This window comes from Sphingomonas phyllosphaerae FA2 (genome assembly GCF_000427645.1).
In the GTDB taxonomy this organism is placed as follows: domain Bacteria; phylum Pseudomonadota; class Alphaproteobacteria; order Sphingomonadales; family Sphingomonadaceae; genus Sphingomonas; species Sphingomonas phyllosphaerae.
Genome location: NZ_KE386571.1, coordinates 553,513 through 574,608, shown reverse-complemented (window position 1 = coordinate 574,608; position 21,096 = coordinate 553,513). Strand labels below are relative to the sequence as shown.

27 protein-coding genes are annotated in these 21,096 nt (G+C 63.8%); 21 read left to right on the top strand and 6 right to left on the bottom strand.

Features of this window, described 5'->3' with window-relative positions:
* The first annotated feature begins 2 nt into the window (after positions 1 to 2).
* The 8 genes from SPHPH_RS18780 (at position 3) to SPHPH_RS0103090 (ending at position 6,394) form a co-directional block, all read left to right on the top strand.
* Positions 3 to 497 (top strand): phage tail protein, encoded by a 495-nt coding sequence (locus SPHPH_RS18780; protein WP_051272806.1) that lies wholly within the window; start codon positions 3 to 5, stop codon positions 495 to 497.
* Complete coding sequence (locus tag SPHPH_RS0103120) at positions 494 to 1,165, top strand: phage virion morphogenesis family protein (RefSeq protein WP_028965375.1); 672 nt, start codon at positions 494 to 496, stop codon at positions 1,163 to 1,165. The genes SPHPH_RS18780 and SPHPH_RS0103120 overlap by 4 nt, the downstream gene beginning before the upstream one ends.
* A 140-nt stretch (positions 1,166 to 1,305) precedes the next feature.
* Positions 1,306 to 2,295 carry a PIN domain-containing protein gene (locus tag SPHPH_RS0103115; RefSeq protein WP_156025796.1) on the top strand — a complete coding sequence of 330 codons (990 nt, stop codon included), beginning with the start codon at positions 1,306 to 1,308 and terminating at the stop codon, positions 2,293 to 2,295.
* A 122-nt stretch (positions 2,296 to 2,417) separates the two neighbouring features.
* Positions 2,418 to 3,317, top strand: coding sequence for a baseplate assembly protein (locus tag SPHPH_RS0103110; protein WP_028965373.1), 900 nt, complete (start codon positions 2,418 to 2,420; stop codon positions 3,315 to 3,317).
* Positions 3,314 to 3,850: a phage tail protein I gene (locus SPHPH_RS0103105; protein WP_028965372.1), complete on the top strand. Its 537-nt coding sequence runs from the start codon at positions 3,314 to 3,316 to the stop codon at positions 3,848 to 3,850. The genes SPHPH_RS0103110 and SPHPH_RS0103105 overlap by 4 nt, the downstream gene beginning before the upstream one ends.
* A gap of 9 nt (positions 3,851 to 3,859) precedes the next feature.
* Positions 3,860 to 5,689, top strand: a complete 1,830-nt coding sequence (locus SPHPH_RS20360; protein WP_051272805.1) for a gp53-like domain-containing protein — start codon at positions 3,860 to 3,862, stop codon at positions 5,687 to 5,689.
* Positions 5,690 to 5,807: 118 nt separating this feature from the next.
* Positions 5,808 to 6,173: a hypothetical protein gene (locus SPHPH_RS20355; protein WP_156025794.1), complete on the top strand. Its 366-nt coding sequence runs from the start codon at positions 5,808 to 5,810 to the stop codon at positions 6,171 to 6,173.
* On the top strand, positions 6,170 to 6,394 hold the full coding sequence (locus tag SPHPH_RS0103090; RefSeq protein WP_028965371.1) for a hypothetical protein: 225 nt from the start codon (positions 6,170 to 6,172) through the stop codon (positions 6,392 to 6,394). Before SPHPH_RS20355 ends, SPHPH_RS0103090 begins: the two co-directional genes overlap by 4 nt.
* A gap of 58 nt (positions 6,395 to 6,452) precedes the next feature.
* Here the strand turns inward: SPHPH_RS0103090 and SPHPH_RS0103085 are convergent, their stop codons facing one another.
* Together SPHPH_RS0103085 and SPHPH_RS0103080 are read right to left on the bottom strand one after the other, a co-directional pair.
* The gene (locus SPHPH_RS0103085) at positions 6,453 to 6,932 is read right to left on the bottom strand and encodes a hypothetical protein (RefSeq protein ID WP_156025792.1); all 480 of its coding nucleotides are present in this window, start codon (positions 6,930 to 6,932) and stop codon (positions 6,453 to 6,455) included.
* 661 nt (positions 6,933 to 7,593) lie between these two features.
* On the bottom strand, positions 7,594 to 7,845 hold the full coding sequence (locus SPHPH_RS0103080; RefSeq protein ID WP_028965369.1) for a hypothetical protein: 252 nt from the start codon (positions 7,843 to 7,845) through the stop codon (positions 7,594 to 7,596).
* A 322-nt stretch (positions 7,846 to 8,167) separates the two neighbouring features.
* Here SPHPH_RS0103080 and SPHPH_RS21010 point away from each other — a divergent pair, with 322 nt between their 5' ends.
* The 11 genes from SPHPH_RS21010 (at position 8,168) to SPHPH_RS0103020 (ending at position 16,124) form a co-directional block, all read left to right on the top strand.
* On the top strand, positions 8,168 to 8,317 hold the full coding sequence (locus tag SPHPH_RS21010) for a hypothetical protein (RefSeq protein ID WP_156025791.1): 150 nt from the start codon (positions 8,168 to 8,170) through the stop codon (positions 8,315 to 8,317).
* Between the two features lie 7 nt (positions 8,318 to 8,324).
* Positions 8,325 to 8,609 (top strand): hypothetical protein, encoded by a 285-nt coding sequence (locus SPHPH_RS18765; protein ID WP_028965367.1) that lies wholly within the window; start codon positions 8,325 to 8,327, stop codon positions 8,607 to 8,609.
* A gap of 387 nt (positions 8,610 to 8,996) precedes the next feature.
* Positions 8,997 to 9,521, top strand: coding sequence for a phage baseplate assembly protein V (locus tag SPHPH_RS0103060; protein ID WP_238302843.1), 525 nt, complete (start codon positions 8,997 to 8,999; stop codon positions 9,519 to 9,521).
* Positions 9,518 to 9,871: a GPW/gp25 family protein gene (locus SPHPH_RS0103055; RefSeq protein WP_028967997.1), complete on the top strand. Its 354-nt coding sequence runs from the start codon at positions 9,518 to 9,520 to the stop codon at positions 9,869 to 9,871. The genes SPHPH_RS0103060 and SPHPH_RS0103055 overlap by 4 nt, the downstream gene beginning before the upstream one ends.
* A gap of 11 nt (positions 9,872 to 9,882) precedes the next feature.
* Complete coding sequence (locus tag SPHPH_RS0103050) at positions 9,883 to 11,067, top strand: phage tail sheath subtilisin-like domain-containing protein (RefSeq protein WP_037487964.1); 1,185 nt, start codon at positions 9,883 to 9,885, stop codon at positions 11,065 to 11,067.
* Between the two features lie 41 nt (positions 11,068 to 11,108).
* Positions 11,109 to 11,615 (top strand): phage major tail tube protein, encoded by a 507-nt coding sequence (locus SPHPH_RS0103045; RefSeq protein ID WP_028965364.1) that lies wholly within the window; start codon positions 11,109 to 11,111, stop codon positions 11,613 to 11,615.
* Between the two features lie 86 nt (positions 11,616 to 11,701).
* The gene (locus tag SPHPH_RS0103040) at positions 11,702 to 12,040 is read left to right on the top strand and encodes a phage tail assembly protein (protein WP_051272803.1); all 339 of its coding nucleotides are present in this window, start codon (positions 11,702 to 11,704) and stop codon (positions 12,038 to 12,040) included.
* 8 nt (positions 12,041 to 12,048) lie between these two features.
* The gene (locus SPHPH_RS20350) at positions 12,049 to 12,183 is read left to right on the top strand and encodes a GpE family phage tail protein (RefSeq protein WP_051272802.1); all 135 of its coding nucleotides are present in this window, start codon (positions 12,049 to 12,051) and stop codon (positions 12,181 to 12,183) included.
* A gap of 4 nt (positions 12,184 to 12,187) precedes the next feature.
* Positions 12,188 to 14,686: a phage tail tape measure protein gene (locus SPHPH_RS0103030; protein ID WP_238302840.1), complete on the top strand. Its 2,499-nt coding sequence runs from the start codon at positions 12,188 to 12,190 to the stop codon at positions 14,684 to 14,686.
* Positions 14,683 to 15,084: a phage tail protein gene (locus tag SPHPH_RS0103025; RefSeq protein ID WP_037487961.1), complete on the top strand. Its 402-nt coding sequence runs from the start codon at positions 14,683 to 14,685 to the stop codon at positions 15,082 to 15,084. Before SPHPH_RS0103030 ends, SPHPH_RS0103025 begins: the two co-directional genes overlap by 4 nt.
* Positions 15,081 to 16,124, top strand: coding sequence for a contractile injection system protein, VgrG/Pvc8 family (locus tag SPHPH_RS0103020; RefSeq protein WP_028965360.1), 1,044 nt, complete (start codon positions 15,081 to 15,083; stop codon positions 16,122 to 16,124). The genes SPHPH_RS0103025 and SPHPH_RS0103020 overlap by 4 nt, the downstream gene beginning before the upstream one ends.
* Here the strand turns inward: SPHPH_RS0103020 and SPHPH_RS21005 are convergent.
* Both SPHPH_RS21005 and SPHPH_RS0103015 read right to left on the bottom strand, forming a co-directional pair.
* Positions 16,121 to 16,402, bottom strand: coding sequence for a hypothetical protein (locus SPHPH_RS21005; protein WP_156025790.1), 282 nt, complete (start codon positions 16,400 to 16,402; stop codon positions 16,121 to 16,123). The genes SPHPH_RS0103020 and SPHPH_RS21005 overlap by 4 nt on opposite strands.
* 109 nt (positions 16,403 to 16,511) lie before the next feature.
* Positions 16,512 to 16,763: a hypothetical protein gene (locus SPHPH_RS0103015; RefSeq protein ID WP_028965359.1), complete on the bottom strand. Its 252-nt coding sequence runs from the start codon at positions 16,761 to 16,763 to the stop codon at positions 16,512 to 16,514.
* 173 nt (positions 16,764 to 16,936) lie between these two features.
* On the opposite strand from SPHPH_RS0103015, the gene SPHPH_RS0103010 reads away from it, so the two are divergent.
* Entirely contained in the window at positions 16,937 to 18,280 is a 1,344-nt protein-coding gene (locus tag SPHPH_RS0103010) for an O-antigen ligase family protein (protein ID WP_156025788.1), read from the top strand.
* Here SPHPH_RS0103010 and SPHPH_RS0103005 read toward each other — a convergent pair.
* Entirely contained in the window at positions 18,193 to 19,494 is a 1,302-nt protein-coding gene (locus tag SPHPH_RS0103005) for a glycoside hydrolase 5 family protein (RefSeq protein ID WP_156025786.1), read from the bottom strand. The two genes, SPHPH_RS0103010 and SPHPH_RS0103005, sit on opposite strands and share 88 nt — an antisense overlap.
* 357 nt (positions 19,495 to 19,851) lie before the next feature.
* Here SPHPH_RS0103005 and SPHPH_RS20665 point away from each other — a divergent pair, with 357 nt between their 5' ends.
* Positions 19,852 to 20,313, top strand: coding sequence for an HIRAN domain-containing protein (locus SPHPH_RS20665; protein WP_337587815.1), 462 nt, complete (start codon positions 19,852 to 19,854; stop codon positions 20,311 to 20,313).
* Between the two features lie 81 nt (positions 20,314 to 20,394).
* Here the strand turns inward: SPHPH_RS20665 and SPHPH_RS20660 are convergent, their stop codons facing one another.
* Positions 20,395 to 21,051 (bottom strand): XRE family transcriptional regulator, encoded by a 657-nt coding sequence (locus SPHPH_RS20660; RefSeq protein WP_081668467.1) that lies wholly within the window; start codon positions 21,049 to 21,051, stop codon positions 20,395 to 20,397.
* Positions 21,052 to 21,096: the final 45 nt, after the last annotated feature.

The following is a 21,096-nucleotide window of genomic DNA, read 5'->3' as shown; positions in this document are numbered from 1 at the left end:
CCATGACGAAGATCGATAGCCTGCGCGACCTCCTGCTGCGCGCCGTGCCCTCACTGCGCGCCAACCCGGAGACGCTGTCGATCTTCGTCGACCGCGGGCGCGTCGCGGCGCGCGCCGGCGCCTCCCTTTCCTTCGAGTACCGATACACCGCCAACCTCGTCGCGCAGGACTTCTCGGGCAGCCCGGACGAGATCATCGTGCCGGTGCTGGCGTGGATCGCGCGGCACCAGCCCGAGCTGATGGCCAAGCCAAACGGCGAGCCGATCGCCTTCGAGGCCGAGCTGCTCGATGCCGACACCAGCGACCTGTCGCTGACGATCGAGCTGAGCGAGCGCGTGAAGGTCGAGGTTCTGCCCAACGGCGACCGCAGCATCACCCACATCAGCGACGACGCGGACACCTTCGACCGGTTCGATGGCCTGTGCGGCGTGAACCTGTGGCAGCTCTACCTCAACAACGAGCTGTCGGCCGAGTCCGCGAGCCAGCCCCAAGCATGAGCGACGGGCTCGACGAGATCGAGCAGCTGGCGCGATCGTGCCTGCGCAGCGTCGCCGCACCCGAACGTCGCCAGATCCTGCGCGGGTTTGCGCGTGACATCCGCCAGTCGCAATCCGATCGCATAGCCGCCCAGCGTGAGCCGGACGGCAGGGCGTTCGCCCCCCGCAAGCCGCGCGAGGCCGAGCAGGTCGGCGGTTACACCGTCAAGTTCCTCTATCCCAAGGGTGCAGCCGAGCCGCGGCTGGTGATCATGAAGAGCTGGGTCCGCCAAGGTCCGCTGCTCACCGGCTTCGACAGCGAGGCAGGCGCGATCCGCAGCTTCTTCTGGGACAAGATCGCACAGTGGTTGCCTGTCGAGGGCAATGAGCGGGTGCGTAGCGGCAAGCTGCGCCGGCGCGGCACGATCAAGTCGAAGGCGATGTTCCGTCGGCTGCGCACCGCCCGCTATCTGAAGAGCGGCGCGACAACGGACGAGACTTGGGTTGGCTGGAGCGGCGGCGCCGCGACGATCGCGAGCATCCATCAAGAGGGCGGAAGCGACCGCCCGGCAAAAAAGGGCAAGCCGGTGCGCTATGCTCGACGCGTCCTGCTTGGCCTAAACGCCGCCGAGCATGGCGTGCTGGTCGATCGGTTGCTGGAGCATCTGGCAGCCGCTAGTGCGCATTGACTAGGTGATAGACCGCGGAACACGACACATAGCGTCAGCTTTGCTCAGTCCGCTACCGATGTTCGACACTTGCACATCGCGGATCCTCATCTATGAATAGCTAATGACGCCCCGATAGCGGTTCATTGCAGGATTACGCCGTGGCCTTGCTAAATGTATTTATTGACACGAACGTACTTGTCAGATTTTTTGCGTTCACAAACGACAATTTAGACGAGGCGGCTAAGCTTTCGGCACTTATTGAGACAAAGCAGATTCGGGTGTTCGTCACCGAGCAGGTGATGGATGAGTTTTACCGGCAACGCGATCGCGAGTTGCTCGGCTCTATACGAGCGTTTGAAACCGGAATAATCAACGAACAAACACCGCGCTTTATGGATGGTTACGAAGAACTGAAAGCTTACAAGGAAGCGGCTCGCTCGATAAAAGATGCGCGGAAAAAGCTTCTTCTAAAAGTAAGGGAGGATTTAGCCAATCAGACCCTGCGCGCCGATACGGTCACCAACGATATCTTTGATAAATCAGGAATTCTGTTTCGCGATCAAGAGGTGCTTACGGCAGCACGCTTAAGGAAAGAACTTGGCAATCCCCCCGGAAAGGAAGCTCAACGCTCGATCGGCGATCAAATCAATTGGGAAATGCTATTGAAGCACGTTCCAAATGGAGAAGACATTCACGTCATCTCGCGCGATGGCGATTTTGGCGATGGTGAGAAAGTAGCGCAAAGATCCTCCTTTCTCCAGCAGGAATGGCATCGAAAAAAAGGGGGGGAGATGACTTTGTACGCAGGATTGGCCGAGTTTACAAAGGAGCACTTCCCGGACATCAAACTGCCTTCTGACGCCAAGCGGCTAGCCGCGGTCAAGGCACTAGCCAACTCCGGAAGTTTTTCTCAAACACACGACCAAATCGCACTTTTGAACAGTGTGTACGATGGCATAACCTCCGACGATGCTGTAATTCTCTTGCGAGCTTTCGTTGATAACGGCCAGATAGGCATGATTTACGATGATCATGACGTTAAGGATTTCTTCAGAAGGCTTCATTCTGACTTCTGCCTCTACTCCTCTCCAGATTTAGATTCCGAGCTACGAGCACACCAAGGTAGCGGCATCTTTCCTCTATTATAGAATAGAGATCGAATAGCGGAGCTAGAGCCAAACGCTTCATGAACCTACGTCAACCTGTGGAAAGCGATTTCCACAGGTAACTGTTCTGGCATCTACGCCCTCAAGCGTCACCAGATCACGCCATGGCTGACCTTGCCACCTTCACCGCTGTCGATCTCTCCCGCCTCCCCGCGCCCAGCGTCGTGGAGGCGCTGAGCTACGAGCGGATCTATGCGGACATGCTCGCGCGCCTGAAGGCGCTGATGCCGACGTTCGACGCCGCGGTCGAAAGCGACCCGGCGGTAAAGCTGCTACAGGTCTGCGCCTACCGCGAGTTCCTGCTGCGCGCCCGCGTCAACGACGCCGCCCGCGCCGTCATGCCGGCGTTCGCGATCGGCGCGGATTTGGATCAGCTCGCCGCGCTTGTCGGCATCGCCCGCCTCCTGATCGACGCCGGCGACGCCGCACGCGGCATCGCGCCGACCTATGAGAGCGACGATGAATTCCGCCGGCGGCTGGTGCTGGCCCCCGAAGGCTATTCGGTCGCCGGCCCGGCGGGTGCCTATATCTTCCACTCGCTGTCGGCGCACCCGGACGTGCTGGACGCCAGCGCCACCAGCCCGACGCCGGGACAGGTGGTCGTCACGGTCCTGTCGCGCGCCGGGGACGGTGCCGCTCCGGCCGCGCTGGTCGCCGCGGTCGACACGTATCTGTCGGCCGACGCCCGCCGGCCGCTCACCGACATGGTGCAGGTCCGCTCGGCCACCATCGTTCCCTATGCCATTGCCGCCACCATCACGACCTACGGTGGACCCGACCCGGCAATCGTCTTGAAGGAAGCGCGCGCGCGGCTCGACGCCTATGTCGCGCGCTGCCATCGTATCGGGCTCGATGTGACCCGCTCCGGGATCTTCGGCGCGCTGCATGTCGAGGGCGTCCACAACGTCACCCTGACCCAGCCCGCTGCGGACGTCGTGGTCGACCGGACGGCCGCAACGTGGTGCACCGGCATCACCATCAAGCCCGGCGGCGTCGGCGAATGACGCTCCTGCCCGCCAACGCCACGCCGTTCGAGCGCGCGATCGAGGCGAGCGTCGCGCGGATCTCCGACGTGCCGGTGCCGCTGCGCCAGCTCGTCAATCCCGACACCTGCCCGCCCGACCAGCTCCCGTTCCTCGCATGGGCGCTGTCGATCGACACATGGGACAGCGGCTGGCCCGAAGCGATCAAGCGCGCCCGCGTCCGTTCGGCAATCAGCATCCAGCGCCGCAAGGGAACCGCGGCTTCGCTGCGCGACGTCGTCACCAGCTTCGGCGGCGCGGTCGCGGTGCGCGAATGGTGGCAGATGAACCCGCCCGGCCCCGCGCACACCTTCTCGCTCGTCGTCAGCCTCGACGGCATTGTGCGCCCCGAGGCGACCGCCGCCTATGCCGATGCCGTGATCTCGGAGGTGGCGCGAACCAAGCCTGTCCGCTCGCACTTCACCTTCAGCCAGGCGCTCTCCGCAGCCGGCGCGATCGGCACCGTCGCCGCTGCGCGCCCCGCGATTCATGCGCGCCTGATGCTTGCCGCCTGAGGAACCGCCATGGCCCTGCAACTTGTCATCACCAACGCCGGTCGCGCTGCGATCATCAATCAGGCAAGCGGCGGCTTTCGCGCCGTACGCATCGCGGCGGTCGGCGTATCGCCCACGCCCTTCATTCCGCTGGCAACCATGACCAGCCTGTTTGGCGAAGTGAAACGTATTGCCAGTGTCGCCGGCGAAGCGACCGCAACCGACGTCGTGCACATCACGGTGACCGACGAAAGCAACGACGTCTACGCGATGCGCTCCTTCGCGCTGTACCTGTCGGACGGCACATTGTTCGCGATCTACGGACAGGCTGATCCGATCGTTGAGAAGGCGTCACAGGCGCTGCTGCTGCTCGCGCTGGACGTGACGCTTGCCGAAATCCCCGCGGCCAACATCACCTTTGGCAATGCCAACTTCACCAACCCGGCGGCTACGACCGACCGCGCAGGCGTCATCGAGCTGGCGACGATCGACGAAGCAAAAGCTGGCACCGACGCGCAGCGCGCGATCACGCCGGCGACCGCCCGCGGAGCGATAAAGGATTGGATCGGCTACACGCCGGTTCAGCAGGGCACCGGCGTCGGGCAGCAGCCGAATGTCGTCAAGATTGGGTGGTCCGGCTTCAAGCTGCTCGCCACCGTCGACGCCAGCGCGATGGGCGCCTTCGTCATGGAGGTTGGCAGCGATACGGTATGGCGCGTCAGCAATGACGGCGCCGGCTCCGGCCTCGACGCCGATCTGCTCGATGGTCAGGACGGCAGCTGGTACACCGATATCGCAAAGCGGCTCGGCTTCACCCCTGTCCAGCAAGGCACCGGCGTCAATCAGAAGACGAACGTCGTGAAGATCGGTTGGTCGGGCTTCAAGCTGCTCGCCACCGTCGACGCCGGCGCGATCGGATCGTTTGTCATGGAGGCGGGCGATGATGCCGTCTGGCGCACCAACAATGACGGTGCCGGCTCGGGCCTCGACGCCGACCTGCTCGATGGCCAGCAGGGCAGCTGGTACAGCGACGTTCCCGCCCGGCTCGGCTTCACTCCCATCCAACAGGGCACGGGCGTCGACCAGAAGGCCAACGTCGTGAAGATCGGGTGGTCGGGCTTCAAGCTGCTCGCCACCGTCGACACCGGCGCGATCGGATCGTTCGTCATGGAGACGAAGGACGACACCGTCTGGCGCACCAACAACGACGGTGCCGGGTCGGGGCTCGATGCCGATCTGCTCGATGGCAAGGATGGCAGCTGGTACACCGACGTCGCCACCCGGCTCGGATTTACCCCCGTCCAGCAGGGCACTGGCGTAGACCAGAAGCCAAACGTCGTAAAAATCGGGTGGTCAGGCTTCAAGCTGCTCGCCACCGTCGACACCGGCGCGATCGGATCGTTCGTCATGGAGACGAAGGACGACACGGTCTGGCGCACCAACAATGACGGTGCAGGCTCGGGCCTCGACGCTGACCTTCTCGACGGTAATCACGCCAGCGACTTCGCTCTGTCCTCACACAAGCACGTCGCCGCCGACATTTCCGCCGCATTCACCGGCTCACTGTCTGGCAACGGCTACACCGTCTTACCCAACGGCCTGATCCTGCAATGGGTCACCGGCGCGCAGCAGGCAGCCAGTTCCGAGGGCACGCAATACGTGGCGTTCCCGATCTCTTTCAACACCTGCTTTCAGGTCATCACGTCGACACAGGTGGCCAATCCGAACATCGAGTCGCACGCCGTATATCAGCTCATCAGCTATACGACTGAGGGTGCGACCGTCATGCGCCAGCTGGTCAGCTCGTCCGGCGCCGATCGCGAGCCGAGCTGGCCGCGCCTCTTCGCCATCGGAAAATAAGGGAGTCGCATCCATGTCACTTCACTACAGCCCGAGCCGCAACACCTTCTTCGACGATCGTGTGCATGCCACGCTCCCCGACGACTCCCGTCCGGTCACGGCCGAGGAACATGCCCGATTGCTCGATGCGCAGAGCGCCGGCAAGGTGATCACGCCCGGCAACGATGGCGAACCCACCGCGCGTCGCCCCGCCGAAAATGGCGAGCAGCTGCGCGCCCGTCTCATCAAGGCCACCAAGCGCGAGGCTGCGCGCCGGATCGACGCTGTTGCCCCATTGTGGCGCCAGATCAATGATTGGCGTGACCTTTGCCACATGCCGCCCGGCGAGCAGCGCACCGCGATCGAAGGACGGCTCGATGCGATCAACGCCATCCGCGCCGCCTCCAACCGCCTGGAACAGCAGCTCGCCGGCATGACCGCGCGTCAGCTCGCCAAGGCGGACATCGCCGACGACACCTACTGGACCCAAGGAGCAGCAGCATGAAGATCATCATCGGCGCCTACGATGCCGCCACGCGCACCGTTCACGTTACCTTCGAGCAGGGCGCGATCGAGCACAAGCGCGCGGTAAACGCCTGCCTTGATGCCGAAGGTAGCTATGACGAGGCTGCAACCGCGGCGCGCGTCCACGACGTCGCCCGCGGCGTGGCGCAGAAGATCCTCGTCGGTGCGATCACCGAACCCGAGACAATACCGCAAGCTTGAGCCGATCAAGGTGAAGTCGCGTTTTGGTGGGAAGCGGACTTTTGCACCCCATCGTTCATCACACACGGTGAACCCCGAAGATCGTATAGATCCCATCCTCGCAGCCGTTTCCAAACGCCCCTGCGTCTATGGCTGCAACGGCTTCGTCCAGGCTCGCGAACAAACAATGCTCGTTTACATGAAGCTCTTTGGCAATCGAGTTGCATGACAACGGGGAGTGCTCAAGAAAGTCTCCGAACACCACAACGTCGTAACCGAGCAGTGTCGAGGCACCCGAGGTGGGGACGCGAACATCGTCCACGACAGCGGCAGAGCTTGCGGGCAAGCGCGCTCGCCAGTTAGCAGGATCAAACGTCCACCCATCGGACTCTTGCTCGCGGTCGTAGGCAGTGAAGTAGAGCAGGGCTGCATCGCTCACGTCAGCGCCAGCATCGGCGGCCAAAGACACGAGAACATCGGGATTGTTTGCCAAGCCGAAGCCGTTGTGCTGCCATGCTCCTTGTACATCGACTACGTTGTCGTTGACGCAGTCGGACACGCTGCAAACGTCTTTGATGTGGCCGGGACCAGTAGCGAGCCACTCCGGGGGTGGCGCGAGGCGCTTCAAGAGATAGCCGGCAGGAACCATAAGCGGGCAATACACCCACGAGCAAATGTCCGCTATCGGGCGTTTGCGGCCGGGCCGCTTACGATGCCCGCGCTGAACGTCGCGACGTGGTGGAGAGCGGACCATGGCCGACTGTCTGAGGTTAAGGCCCACGTCGACGCGTTAATGCCTGCATCAGCCAAATCAGACCTGCATATAGCAGCACCGCGCCGCATTGAAGGACGGGCAAAAAGGCAAGCACAATTCCATTCTGGGCATCGGCGACCAAGAACACAGGCGGCAAGAGCCAAGCTGATGATACGACCACAACCAATTGGGCGGCGAAATAGGATCGTGAGGTCCAAACATGCTGAGATGACTTTACGAGCAACGCGGCCACGGCCGCCGGCAAGCTCAGCCAGCACGCGAGGAAGACGCTATAGCCGATTCCGGCTACGAGGTCGCCTTTCCGAAAAACCAAGCCAAGTACGGAAAGCAAGAGGACGCAAGCGTAAGCAGCGAGCAACCAGGTAGCAATCAGGCTGAGCCGAACACGTTCCACGACGTGAACCTACCGGGCTTCGCGATCGTCCGCTACTGGGCGCTAGCGGACCTAAGGCCGCGTCTCATAACCAGCTGCGTATGGCGGCAGTTCTCGGATTGCCGCCTCGAAAGCATCACGAATCTCCGTCTGGCTAAAGCCACGATCCCAAAGCTCAGTCGCCATGTATTTCATGGCCTCTGGTAGAACCGGGATGTGGGGCCACGGATTGCTTAAGTGCTGCTCGCGGAGAGTCTCTCCGACGCGGTCAACAGTCCCCATCCACTCGTTCTGCCATTTGTCGTCGGGATCGTAGTCGGCCATGGACGCGATTGTATCGGTCACACGAAACGTCGGCAATTGGGCGTAAGCGGACTACCTGCTTCTGGGCGTTTTCGGACATCGCGCCGGGTGACTGCGGCGGAAGATATACCTCCGCCGCGGTCATCCTGCGCGACGTCCGAAACGCCTAATTGCGGACACATGGCACGGCCGATATGCTCGCCGTATGCGTGTAGCGAATATCGTTAGCGGGCTTATCTCGGCGCTGTGGTTTGCCCTCTTCGTCATGGGTCGAGGGATCATACACGAGGCTTACTTACAGGAGCACGTTAATTTTCCAAGCGCTGAGCAAGTAGATTATTACATGATCTACCCGCTTCTGGCGCTTGTACTGATCCTGCTCGCTAGTTTGGCGAGCAACATTTGGCGAAAGCCAGTTGTTGCATTGGCTCCAGCGATCGTCATTGGCTTCGCAATCCTGCCTTTCCTCTTCGTATACACCGGCGGGATGTGACGCTTAGATGTCCGACTTTGGTGGACAGCGGCCGGTCCGCTTTGAGTTTACGAATTTCGGCATCGAGCGGTTGAGCCGGGAAGGTTCTAGCTTGTCGACCAGCCGCCATAAAAACAAAGTCGGGTTGAACCGCGGCATCCGTTACAAGCATGGTCCGCGGCTCACCTCGGCGTGGTGGCTGCTGATCGTCTTCGTGGACAAGGTAGCCCACGATGCACTTGCGTCTTCCTTTCGGACGGTAGCCGCGCAGCTTTATACCTACACGTCCGTGAATTTTCGACACGGTGTCTGAATAGAGGATCGATCGATCCGCTGAAACATGACCGCAAAGTGTGAGCCGATATCCGACAAAGGCCGGCAAATCGGCTCGGACGGCATCGATTGAGGGATGATTGCCGGCCACAGTCGCACCGAGCAGAAGGAGCGAAGCTATTATCGTCATACGACCGGCAGCGTATGGCCGGATGAATAAGCGGCCGCAATCGAGCGGCGCAAAGACAGCCTCGAAGCGTCCGCTATTGGGCGGAACCGGTCATTGTCGCATGCGCCTCGCCCGAGGCAGCGTGTCTGGAGCCACCCATTCCTGTGGAATGCCGTTTCCACAGGAACAGGCCCGCGCGAGATAGCGCCTTCGGCGGCATGGTCCGGCACCGTGACCGCCATTTCCGATCCCCGCCGCTTGGCCGGCAACCTGATCCAGCTAGGCACGATCGACCATGTTGATCTGGCCGCGGCGACGTGCCGCGTGCGCGTCGGCGAGATCGAGACCGCCGACCTGCCATGGCTCACCGCGCGCGCCGGAACGACGCGCATCTGGTCGGCGCCGAGCGTCGGCGAGCAGTGCCTGCTGCTGTGCCCGGAAGGCGACATGGAAGGCGGCATCGTCCTGCCCGGCCTGTTCTCCGACGCGAACCCCGCCCCCGCCAGCACCGCGCTGGATCTGATCCGCTTCAGTGACGGTGCCGAGCTGGCCTATGACGCCGCCGGCGCCGGCCTGAAGCTCACGCTTCCCGGCGGACGCCCACTGACGATCGTCGCGCCGGCCGGGATCAGCCTCACCGGCCCGGTCAAGGTGGACGGCAAGCTCGACTGTACCGACACCATTACCGCCGCGACCGACGTCGTTGGTGGCGGCAAGAGCCTCAAGGATCACATCCACACCAAGGTGCAGGCAGGCGGCGCGGTTTCGGGTCCACCGCAATGATCGGCATGGACGCGACCACCGGCAAGCCGCTCGCCGGCGAGGATCACCTGCGCCAGTCGGTGCGGGACATCCTGTCCACCCCGCTCGGCAGCCGCATCGCACGGCGCGACTATGGCTCCCTGCTGCCCGAGCTGCTGGATCAGCCGATGAACGCGCTCGGCCGCATGCGGCTGATCGCGGCGACAGCGCTGGCGCTCGCCCGCTGGGAACCGCGCATCCGCGTCACCGCCATCAACGTCGCGCCTGCGGCGACCGGCGTCACCACCATGACGATCGACGCCACCCGCCTCGACGTGCCCGCGCCGAACGCCCGCACCCGCCTGCTCGTCCCCCTCGCCCGCACCGTCTGAAGGAACTGCCCATGCACGGCATCACGTACACCGAACTCAATCAGGGCGCCCGCTCGCTCGTCACCGTCGCGACTGCCGTTATCGGCATGGTCGCGACCGCGACCGCACCGGCCGGCGCACCGACCGCCGCGCTGGACGCCGCCTTCCCGCTCAACCGCCCGGTGCTGGTCGCCGACCTTGATGCCGCGATCGGCGTCGCCGGCAACGGCGGCACGCTGCGCCTCGCACTTCAGGCGATCACCGATCAGGTGCGCGCGCCGGTCATCGTTGTGCGCGTCGCGCCGGGCGCGGATGCCGCCGGCACAACGGCCAATGTTATTGGTGGCACCACCAACGGCCAGAAGACCGGGATGCAGGCGCTGCTCGCCGCGGAGGCGCAGCTTGGCGTCCGCCCGCGCATCCTCGGCTGCCCCGGCCTCGACAGCGCCGCGGTCACCGCAGCGCTGGTCACCGTCGCGGACAAGCTGCGCGGTTTCGCCTATGCCGGCGCGGGCGGTGCCGACGCCGCAGCGGCCATCGCCAACCGCGCCACCTTCTCGTCGCGCAGGCTGATGCTGCTCTATCCCGACTTCGTCGCCTTCGACACGGTTGCGACGGCAAACGCCACCAGCTTCGCGGTCGCGCGCGCGCTCGGCCTGCGCGCCAAGATCGACCAGGAGACGGGCTGGCACAAGACGCTTAGCAACGTACCGGTGGAAGGCGTGCTGGGGCTCACCAAGGATATCGGCTTCGACGTCATGGACGCAACGTGCGAGGCGAACCTGCTGAACGCCAAGGAAGTCACCGCGCTGGTCCGCACGCCGGCGGGCTACCGCTTCTGGGGCAACCGCACCACCGCGCCGACCGGCGACCTGTTCGCGTTTGAGTCGACGGCGCGCACCGCCGACGTGCTGACCGACACGATCGTCAACAGCCTGCTGTGGGCGATCGACAAGCCGCTGCGCCCGTCGCTGGTCAAGGACATCGTCGAGACGATCAACGGCGGGCTGCGCCAGATGAAGGCCGAGGGCCGCATCGTTGATGGCCGGGCGTGGTTCGAGCAGAAGGCCGGCAAGAACGACACCGCCTATCTGTCGGCCGGCAAGCTGGCGATCGACTATGATTACACGCCCGTCCCGCCGCTCGAAAACCTCAACCTCACCCAGCGCATCACCGACAGCTACCTCGCGGATTTCGCGAAGGGGCTGGCGGGCTGACGCGCGCACCATCGTCCCACCTCGATCAACGGAGCTGAACCATGGCGTTGCCCGCGCTGCTGAAGAACATGAACCTTTTCAACGAAGGCCAGAGCTGGCTGGGCGAGGTAGCCGCGGTCACCATCCCGACGCTCACCCGCAAGCTGGAGGAATATCGCGGCGGGGCGATGGACGGCCCGATCAAGTACGACATGGGCGGCGAGGCGCTTGAACAGGAGGCGACCTATGGTGGACCGATGCGCGAGATCCTGCGCCAGTTCGGCCATACGTCGGCATCTGGCATCTACCAGCGCTTTGTCGGCTTCTATCAGGACGACTCCAGCGATCGCACCGCAACGATCGAGATCACCACGCGCGGCCGGCACGAGGAAATGGAGTTCGGCGACCAGAAGCCGGGCGAGCCGGGCGAGTTCAAGGTCAAGTCCGCGCTCACCTATTACCGGCTCGACTGGGACGGCGTGACAGAGATCGAGATCGACCGCCTCAACATGGTTTTCATGGTCGGCGGCGTCGACCGCCTCGCCGAGCAGCGCGCCGCCATCCTCTGACCCCCGGCGCGGGCTGCCCCCTTGCCTGCTCCCACCTCGGCCGGCGCCTCACCAGCGCCGGCCGCTTTCTCTCGCTGGATTGACCCATGACCGAACAGACCACCATTGCCGCCGCGTCGACCATCGCGCTTGCCGCCGCCAGCTTCACGCTCGACGGCCCCGTCACCCTCAACGGTGCCGAGGTGATCGCCGCCGGTACCGAAATCCATGTGCGCAAGCCCATGTCGGGCGAGCTGCGCGGGCTCACGATCAACGCGCTGCTCAATTGCGACGTCGCCGCACTGCTGACGATCGCGCCGCGCATCACCACCCCCGTCATCCCGAAGGGCGCGACGATGGACCCGGCCGACCTGACTCAGCTCGGCGGCGAGGTGATGGATTTTTTGCTGCCGAAGGCGGCGAAGGCAGCCTTGCCGACGACGTAGACGAGGCGATGGCGGACGTGGCGACCGTCTTCCACTGGTCGCCCGCCGCCATGGACCCGATGCCTCTGGCCGAGCTGATGCGCTGGCACGCCCGCGCGCTCGACCGCTTCAAGGCGATGAACACTCCCGCCAAGGCGCGCTGACCGCATGGACCGCAATCTCCGCATCCGCATGCTGCTCGAAGCCGGCGACCGCTTCTCCAAGCCGCTGCGCGATCTCGCCAGCGGCGGGCGCAATGCCGACGCGGCACTGAAGGGCGCGCGCGACCGGTTGAAGGAGATCGAGCGCACCAAGGGCAACGTCGACGCCTTCCGCCAGCTCAAGACCGACTCGGTCGCTACCGGCCGCGCGCTCGAAGGTGCCAAGACGAAGGTCGGCGAGCTGTCGCGCGCGATGGCGCAGGCTGAGACGCCGACGCGGGCAATGACGCGGGATCTGGAGCGCGCGCGCCGCGAGGTGGCGAGCCTGACGCGTCAGCACGAGGGCGAGGAACGCCAGCTCCACGAGCTGCGCACCGCGCTGCGCGAGGCTGGCGTCGCGACCAACGATCTGGCGCGCCACGATCGCGAGCTGCGAGCCGCTGCGACCGGCGCCAATCGCGAGCTGGAAGAGCAGCTTCGCCGCACCGACCAGCTCGCCGATCGACAACGCCGGATGGGGGCGGCGCGCGAGCGCTTCAACCGCATGCAGGACATGGCCGGCAACATCGCCGGTGCCGGGGCTGGTGCCATTGCCGGCGGCGTCGCGGTCGGTGCGGGCGTCTGGGAAGGCGTGAAGGCCGCGCAGTCCTTCGAATCGGTAATGACCGATATCGCGCAAAAGGCCGATCTGAGCCGGGTGCAGGCCGCGCGCATGGGCAAGGAGCTGCTCGGCGCGGCGCGCGCCGCTAACCAGCTTCCCGAGGATCTGCAAGCCGGTGTCGACGTGCTGGCAGGCTTCGGCCTCGATCCGCGTCAGGCGGTGGCGATGATGAAGCCGATCGGGCGCGCAGCGACCGCCTACAAGGCCGAGATCGCTGACCTATCGTCGGCCGCGTTCGCCGCCCACGACAATCTCAAGGTGCCGATCGCCGACACCGGGCGGATGATCGATGCGATGGCGCAAGCCGGGAAGTCGGGCGCCTTCGAGATCAAGGACATGGCGCAGTATTTCCCGACGCTCACCGCCGCCTATCAGGGGCTGGGGCAGACGGGTGTCAACGCCGGCGCGGATCTCGCCGCTGCGGCGCAGATCACGCGCAAGGGTGCTGGCGACAGCGCCACGGCTGCCACCAACCTCGCCAACATCCTGCAGAAGATCAGCTCGCCAGCGACCAACAAGGCGTTTTCCAAGCTGGGCGTCGACCTGCCCGCCGCGCTCCAGCGCGCCTATAAGGAAGGCAAAACGCCGATCGAGGCGCTTGCCGAGCTGACGAACCGCGCGCTCAAGGGCGATCTCAGCAAGCTCGGCTATCTGTTCGAGGATGCGCAGGTGCAGCAGGGGCTGCGCCCGCTGATCCAGAACATCGGCGAATATCGCAAGATCCGCGCCGAGGCGATTGCCGCTGCACAGGCGAACCGCACCACCGACACCGACTTCGCCGAACGCCTGAAGGACAGCGACCAGCAGACCAAGGCGCTGGCGATTAACGCCAAGGTGCTGGCGGTGAATATGGGCACCCTGCTGTTGCCTGCGGTCAATGGCGTGACCGAAAAGCTGGCGGCGCTGACCGGCTTGGTCGCAAGCGCCGCCGAGCGCCACCCGCTGCTCGCCAAAGGCGCCGCGCTCGCCGCGGCCGGGCTCGCCGTCCTGATGGTGACGTTCGGCGTGCTGGCGATTGGCGCGGCGGCAATCCTCGGTCCGATCGCGCTCGCCAACGCCGGGCTGGTCGCGATGGGGATCACCGGCGGCGCGGCCTCGATCGGGTTGTTCCCGATCATCGCGACGATCGCCGGCGTCGTCGCGGTCGCGACGCTGCTCGCCGGCGCCGCCTACCTGATCTACCAGCATTGGGGCGCGATCAGCGGCTTCTTCACCAGGCTCTGGGTGGGCGTAAAGGGCGCGTTCGCCAGCGCCGGTGCCTTCATCATGGACTGGGGGCCGCGTGTCGGCCGCTTCCTCATGGACGGGCTGCTGACGATGTTGAGCCCCGACCGACTAGTCGCGCGCATCGTCCAGCTCGGCCGCGCCGCGATCGGCGCGTTCAAGGGCGTGCTGGGCATCCATTCGCCCAGCCGCGTGTTCGCTGGGCTTGGCGGCTTCATGATGGCCGGGCTCGACCGCGGCCTGGACGATGGCGCACGCCGGCCGATCGCGAACGTCCGCCGCGTCGCCGGTGCGCTCGCCGGCACCTTCGCGGCCGGCGCCGCGGTTGCCGCACCGGGGCTTGACATGGAGGCGCGCGGTGCTGGTGCGCGTCAGGCGCTGTCGCGAGGTGCCGGTGCGCTGGCGCAGTTCCGCGCGATCGAGCGAGGCCGCGACGCGTCGCGATCGGCGCCCGCACCCGCTGGGCCGGCCGAGTATCACTTCCACATCACGCAGGCGCCCGGCCAGTCGGCCGAGGATCTGGCGCGCGCGATCCGCGCGGAATTGCAGCGCATGGAACGCCAGAACGCCGCAGCGCGCCGCTCCACCTTCCGCGATGATCCCGATGGAGCCGACGTATGAACCTCATGGCGCTGGGCATGTTCGTCTTCTCGTTGCCGACACTGGCCTATCAGGAGCTGGCGCGCGAGCGATCGTGGCGCCACGCGCGCGCGGGTCGCGTCGGCGCGCTCGATGCCGTCCAGTTCACCGGGCGCGACAATGACGAGATCACGCTGTCGGGCGATGCGCCGGCCGAGCTGATGGCCGGCCGCGCCTCGATTGACCAGCTGGTCGACATGGCGAAGGACGGCGCCGCATGGCCGCTCGTCGCCGGCACCGGGGCGATCTACGGCAACTTCGTCATCACCAAGATCAGCGAACGCCACACCGCCTTCTTCGCCGACGGCACGCCGCGGCTGATCAACTTCACGCTCACACTGCTCGAAGTCGACGCGCAGCCCGCGCCGGTGGCCGTATGACCGAGGCAAACGTCGCCGATTACCGCATCACGGTCGACGGCAAGGACCTGACCCCGCGTCTGAAGGGTACAGATGGCGCAGCCGGGCGCACACCACGCGCGCGCCTGATCGGGCTGCGCCTGTCCGAGAAGCGCGGCGGCGATGCCGACCAGCTTGAAATGACGCTCGACGACAGCGACGGGCTGCTGGAGATCCCGCCGGCCGGCGCCACGATCACCGTCAAGCTCGGCTGGGCGAGCGGCAACGACGTAGCGGTCGGGCTCGTCGACAAGGGCAGCTTCGTGGTCGACGAGATAGAACATAGCGGCCCCACCGACCAGCTCGTCATCCGCGCGCGCTCCGCCGACCTGACCAGTGCAATCCGCACCCGCCGCGAGCATAGCTGGCGATCGACGACGTTGGGGGCCATCGTGAAGGCGGTCGCTGCGCGCAACAAGCTCAAGCCGCGCGTGTCGGCCGCGCTGGCGGGGATCGCAGTGCCCGCGCTGGCGCAGAGCCGTGAGAGTGACATGGCGCTGCTACGTCGGCTCGGCCGCGAGCATGACGCAACCGCCACCGTGAAAGCCGGCGCGCTGATCTTCGCGCCGATCGGCAAGGCTGTGACCGCCAGCGGCGCGGCTATTCCCGGCCTGACGATCACCCGGCGTGATGGCGACCGACATACCTTCAAAATCGAGAAGCGCGAGGAAGCCGGCGCGATAGAGGCGGCGTGGCACGACCGTAAGGGCGCGAAGAAACAGGTGGTGAAGGTCGGCGGCGGAACGGGAGAGGCGAGGCGGCTGGCACGCACCTACGCCAGCGAGGCCGGCGCGCGCGCCGCTGCAAAGGCAGAACTCGGCCGCGCCGCCCGCGCGCCCCGCAAGCTGGACCTCGGACTCGCGCTTGGCCGGCTGGAGATCTACCCCGACCGGCCGGTGACCGTCCGCGGCTTCAAGGCGCCGATCGACGGGACGAAGTGGATCGTCAGCGACGTCACGCACGAGCTGATCGCAAGTCGCGGCTTTGAAACCGCCGTAACGCTGGAAAGCACCGGAACTTAGCTGGCGAACTTACGGGCCTTTATCTCTACATAACAAATATCATAAGCATTTATTAGGCGGTACACAGTGATTTTAGCTATGCGCAACTGAATGGCAGCCAATGCGATGTTGCCGTGATTATCAAGAAGCGCGGCTTCGAGCGCACTCCGCTGAGCGTAAGCCATCGTCCCCTCAGTCTCACAAGCTCGTCGCTCGGTGCCCCGAGCCACAACCTGATCTTGATTAGAAGAAATTTGCTGGTAACCGTTCAACGTATCCAGCTCCCGTGCAGCGCTCATCCAGAACCACCTTCCCGATTCTCACGCCTTTCTGGCGCAACTTGGGGCAGTTACGAGAGCCATCCGCAGATGGATGCACAAACCTCTTAGCTTTGACTTACAAGAAGCGCTACTCGATCGAGATTTCTCCCTCGCCATAGGCAGCTCGCTCGAAAACGTTCGTTCCCTCACGTAGCGGTGCCGACGACAGAATCTCCAGCCGCGCCAACGCTCCGCGGACCAACTGCTCGGCGACAAGCTGCTCGGCCGGGCGTCGGACATCGGGATTTGACGATGCAAGATTCTTCCGCAGCCCCGCACCGAGGCGGCTCAACTGATATCTGACGCGCCAAACCAGCTCGGCTTCGTTGACCTGCCTCATAGTCACTCCGATTCGATTTTTCGCTCCCGTGTTCCCTATCCGTTCTACGTGCAAGGCACTAGTCGCCACGCCCCGCGTGCTTTTACAGGACGTTAGCAGTCACATTTTTTCGTCGCTAATTTCATCTGGCCTGAGTAGGGCAGCACTGGGGAATAAGAAGGTGCGGGGAAATCGTGCAACAGCGGGTGGTAGGTAAAGCTGCGGATCGCGGCACCATATTGGCGCGTCTGACCTTCTTCTTAGGCTTCTCGCTGCCTTTTCCGGGCTTGCTGATACCTAACGCAACGTCGTCACCTCGCTACACCGATTTGGCAGTAGCGCTGTGCATTCCGTTCGCGTGGGCGCTTTATAATCGGACGATCCGAAACAGCAGCACTGTGCCGTTCATGCTAGCTTGGCAGGCGGCAATCGTGGTGCCCGCCGTTGTGCATTATCTGACGTTCGGCAGCTTCGTCATCGCCGACTACGTCTATTACATGCGCTGGGCACTTGCCATTGCGCTCGCGGCGCCGCTTGCGCAGATCATGCCCGGCAATCCACGATTGCAGCGCATGTTCCTGCTCGGGATCATCGCCGGTGCAGCGCTGCACGTTCTTACGATCTGGTTTGCCTCGATCGGCGGCAAACCACTCCTGCTGCAAATCGGATTCGCTTCACCGCGCGTGAAGGACACCACCTATTTCGGCGAAACGCGTATCACCTCGCTTTCCGAACACGCCAACAATGCGATGATCCTTATCGCAATGTCGGTTCCGGCAGCCGTATCGTACCGACTCGTCGCGCCTCGCGATAAGGGGCTGTGGATCGTCGGCGTGTCGCTGGTGCTGCTCGTCATCGGCTTCTACTTCACGCTCACCCGGTCGGCGACACTTGGCGCTTTCATCGCGATCGCAATCGGCGTGCTTCAGGTCTTCAAGCGCAGTGAGAAGAGTGCCGTCTGGTTCCGCGTGATCTTCGCGGTGCTGGCCGGGATCATGGTGCTGCTCGCCATCCAGCTATCGCAGTTCGAGATCGGGCAGGATCGCTTGGCGGAACGCATCGCCTCTAAGGGTTTGGACAAGAATCTGTCGGGCCGTTTGCACACGGTCGAGGCGACGATCGACTTGTTGCTGCACCATCCGCTCGGCACCGGCTGGTCGCAATTCCTGAAGCGGATCACACTCGCGGACGGACTCACCGCCAGCCACAATGGCTATCTGTTCACCGCGCGGATCATGGGCCTGCCCTTGCTGCTCCTGATCGTCATCGGGCACGCACGCCTTGTCTGGCGGATCGCGTCGACGCGTCGAATCGACGCATTGCCGCCAATGATCTGCTTTCTGCTTGTCGTCATGTTCGCCGAGGACGTGACGCAAGGTATGTCGATGGTGTTCCTAGTCACCTTCATGGCGTTTTGCGGTTACAAGTTCGCGCCTTGGGCATCGACGCTTTACCGAAGCGCGCTGGTCCCGCCCGCCGCGCCAACTCGGGGAAGCATGTCGCCGGGTAGGACGACCGGCGTACCGCTCAACCGGTAAGATCCGCTGACTGACTGTGATGGCGCACAGAAGGGGCGCGCCATCACAGTTTTTCCTACCTGCAACGTCGCGGGCGTATTCGCCTTCGTTGCCCAAGCGATGGTTTGCACGGTCGATCCAGTTCGAACCAAGACGGCGGTAAGGTCGTCGCCCTCATACGTCTGGAGCACAGTGCCACGCCGGACGAGCTGGTTGGCCAAGGTAGCGGCACATGCTCCCGGCTTGGGCGCCATGTTGAAATCGTACAGGCCGAAATGGCTTTCAATATCGTCGGGATTGGTGCCGCTGTCCTTTAGCTCATAATACCAGATACCCGCGATCCACGGCCGGCTGTTCGCCAGCAAAGTGAACTGGGCGACGGCCGCGGCGGCCTCATCCGGTGAGATATGGCAGGTGCCGCCGTCGGTCGGCCAGCCGAATTCAGAGACATAGATCGGCATGCTCGACTTGCCGATCGCGACCATGTCGGCGCGCAGACGATCAAGCCGCCCGATCATGTCAGCGGCGGCTCGATTGCGACGTGGGGCACTGCAATGATTGTAGACGTGTACCGAAACGCCATCGGCCAGAGCGGCCTCGGGACGGCGTAGCAGCGCCTTCGTCCAGCGAAACTCCAGATCCTGCTGGTCATCAGCCGCTCCGCCGATCAGCACCTTGGCAGCGGGCAGCGCTCGCCGGATCGCGGGTACGCTGGCGTTGACCAGATTGGCATAGCCCTCAACGGTCCCGCCCGTCTGATTGTCGGGGTTCTTGTCCCACTCGTTCCAGATTTCGATCAGGCTGCCGCGCGGAAAGGCCGAAAGACCCTGCTGCAGGGCGGCCGCAAATGCCTGAACCCGGTTGGCCGGCGTGCTACCTTCCGGCCATGTGTTGACGATCAGCAGCGGCGACTGTGGGGTGGCGGCCGAGGTCGCGAATGCGCCGAACTGACCCAGCACTGATTTCTCGAGCGCCGAGCCGGCCCGCAGCCGGGTAAAGCGCCCCATAGAGGCTACGTCACGCCAAGATTCAAAACCAAGTCGTCGGATGGCAGTGGCGGATTGGCCGGGGACGTAGTTCGACCCGGTGACCTTGGACCCGAAGTGGGTGTTGATCCCAAGAATAAGCGGAGCCGATCGTGACGCCGGCTTCGTCGACGCAGCCGGTTGCGGCATACCCGCCCATGAGGACAGCAGCAAAGCCAGCGTCAGCGACGCCATTGAGCGCAGAACCATACCCACTCCGTATCAGGCACACGCCTCATACCGCAGTGTTACGGAATGAACCACCAAGACCGGCTTGCCCACGTCGTGAGCGGCAATCGTTGGATCGGACCGGGAGCAGCGGCAACGCCGGTGCACCGACCCTCTCCACAAATTTAACTATCGAGTGAAATCGACTACCAGATTAGCAGAAGGCACACACCGGCAATCAGCGCGAGCGCTTGCAGCCGTAACAAGGTCGCGTCCCCCGTATCAACGCTGCCCAGATCAAACGCGAATGCGCCAGCCTCTTCCATAAGCCTCCCCCTAGTCTCTAATCCCGCGCTATGACGCGGCTTGCTCCATCCCCATGGAGCAGCGAACTGATAGATGAAGCTCTTGCTAAATGGAAGCGTCGAAGAATCTATGCGCGAGTTCACAGTGTCTATCGTTGGGATCGATTTTCCAAACGAAGATCGTGCGAAAAGCAATCGCCGATCCGAGCTGCTGATGCTGCCGCCGGGCGTGCCGATGGAGCTGCGCCCCGAGCCCCGTAACCGTCACGATCCTCAAGCAATTGCCGTCTTCAGCCCCGCCGGCGTCCAAGTCGGCTACATTACAGCTGAGCGCGCCCCATGGATGGGTTCTCGGATACGCAATGGCGAGGACGTTCGCGCGATCTACCAAGGGCTTGTGGGATCGTCTGGCTATCTACGCGTTCGAGTAGGAGGCGGGGACCCCTCTTTGCCACCTGTCGCGTTTGCCCCAGAGAAACCACGCGACCCGCAAGAACTCGCAGAAGCCGGGGATGGATTTTGGCCTGACGATGATGGGCCGGAATGGGGAGCCTAGCGGCGCTGATTAATCAAGCAACGCCACTTCCCATACAACGTCATAAGCATTCACATCAATGTGAACCACAGGCGGGGGGTATCACAGTCGCTTGATTATATGTGAAACGCGCCCCACCACATTGATTTCATCCGGATGCGCCTCGTCCGGAGGGACACGATCGTTATCAGACAGGATCGTAACTTTGTCGCCTCGCACCCGCAGGCGCTTCATCATGGCGATGTCGCCGATTGTGAAAGCCCAGATTGCATCCTGATCCTGCACGCGGCGATCGGAACGATCGATCAGGACAATGTCGTCATCCTCGATCGTCGGCGACATGGAGTTTCCACGCCCGCGCGCCCACGTCAGCGAAGCAGCCGGCGTTCGTGTCATCGCCTCCAGCCACGGTCGCGGGAAGTGCATAACCTCGACGTTGACGTGCCCGTCTGCGAAGGTTCCGCCCATACCATAAGCCATGTCGATCGAGGCGACAGGGACCAGGTCGAACATCTCCGCAATCTGCGCAGAAGAGGGCGCAGGCGGAGCGGTGCTTGCCGGATTGTCTGTTTCGCCGGTCAGGTACTCGACTGACGTGGACAGCTCTCGAGCAATTTTATGCAGGTGCGACGACGAGCGCTGCTCGCCTTTGATTAATCCGTTGATCGTGCTCTGATTCACACCAACCCGCCGGGCCAATTCCGACTGGCTCATTCCGAGGCTGCCCAGCTGCGCCGTTATGCGGTCACCGTAGATCACGTGATCTCACTAACGGCAAAGCGGTAAATCTCACCGTGCATTTTC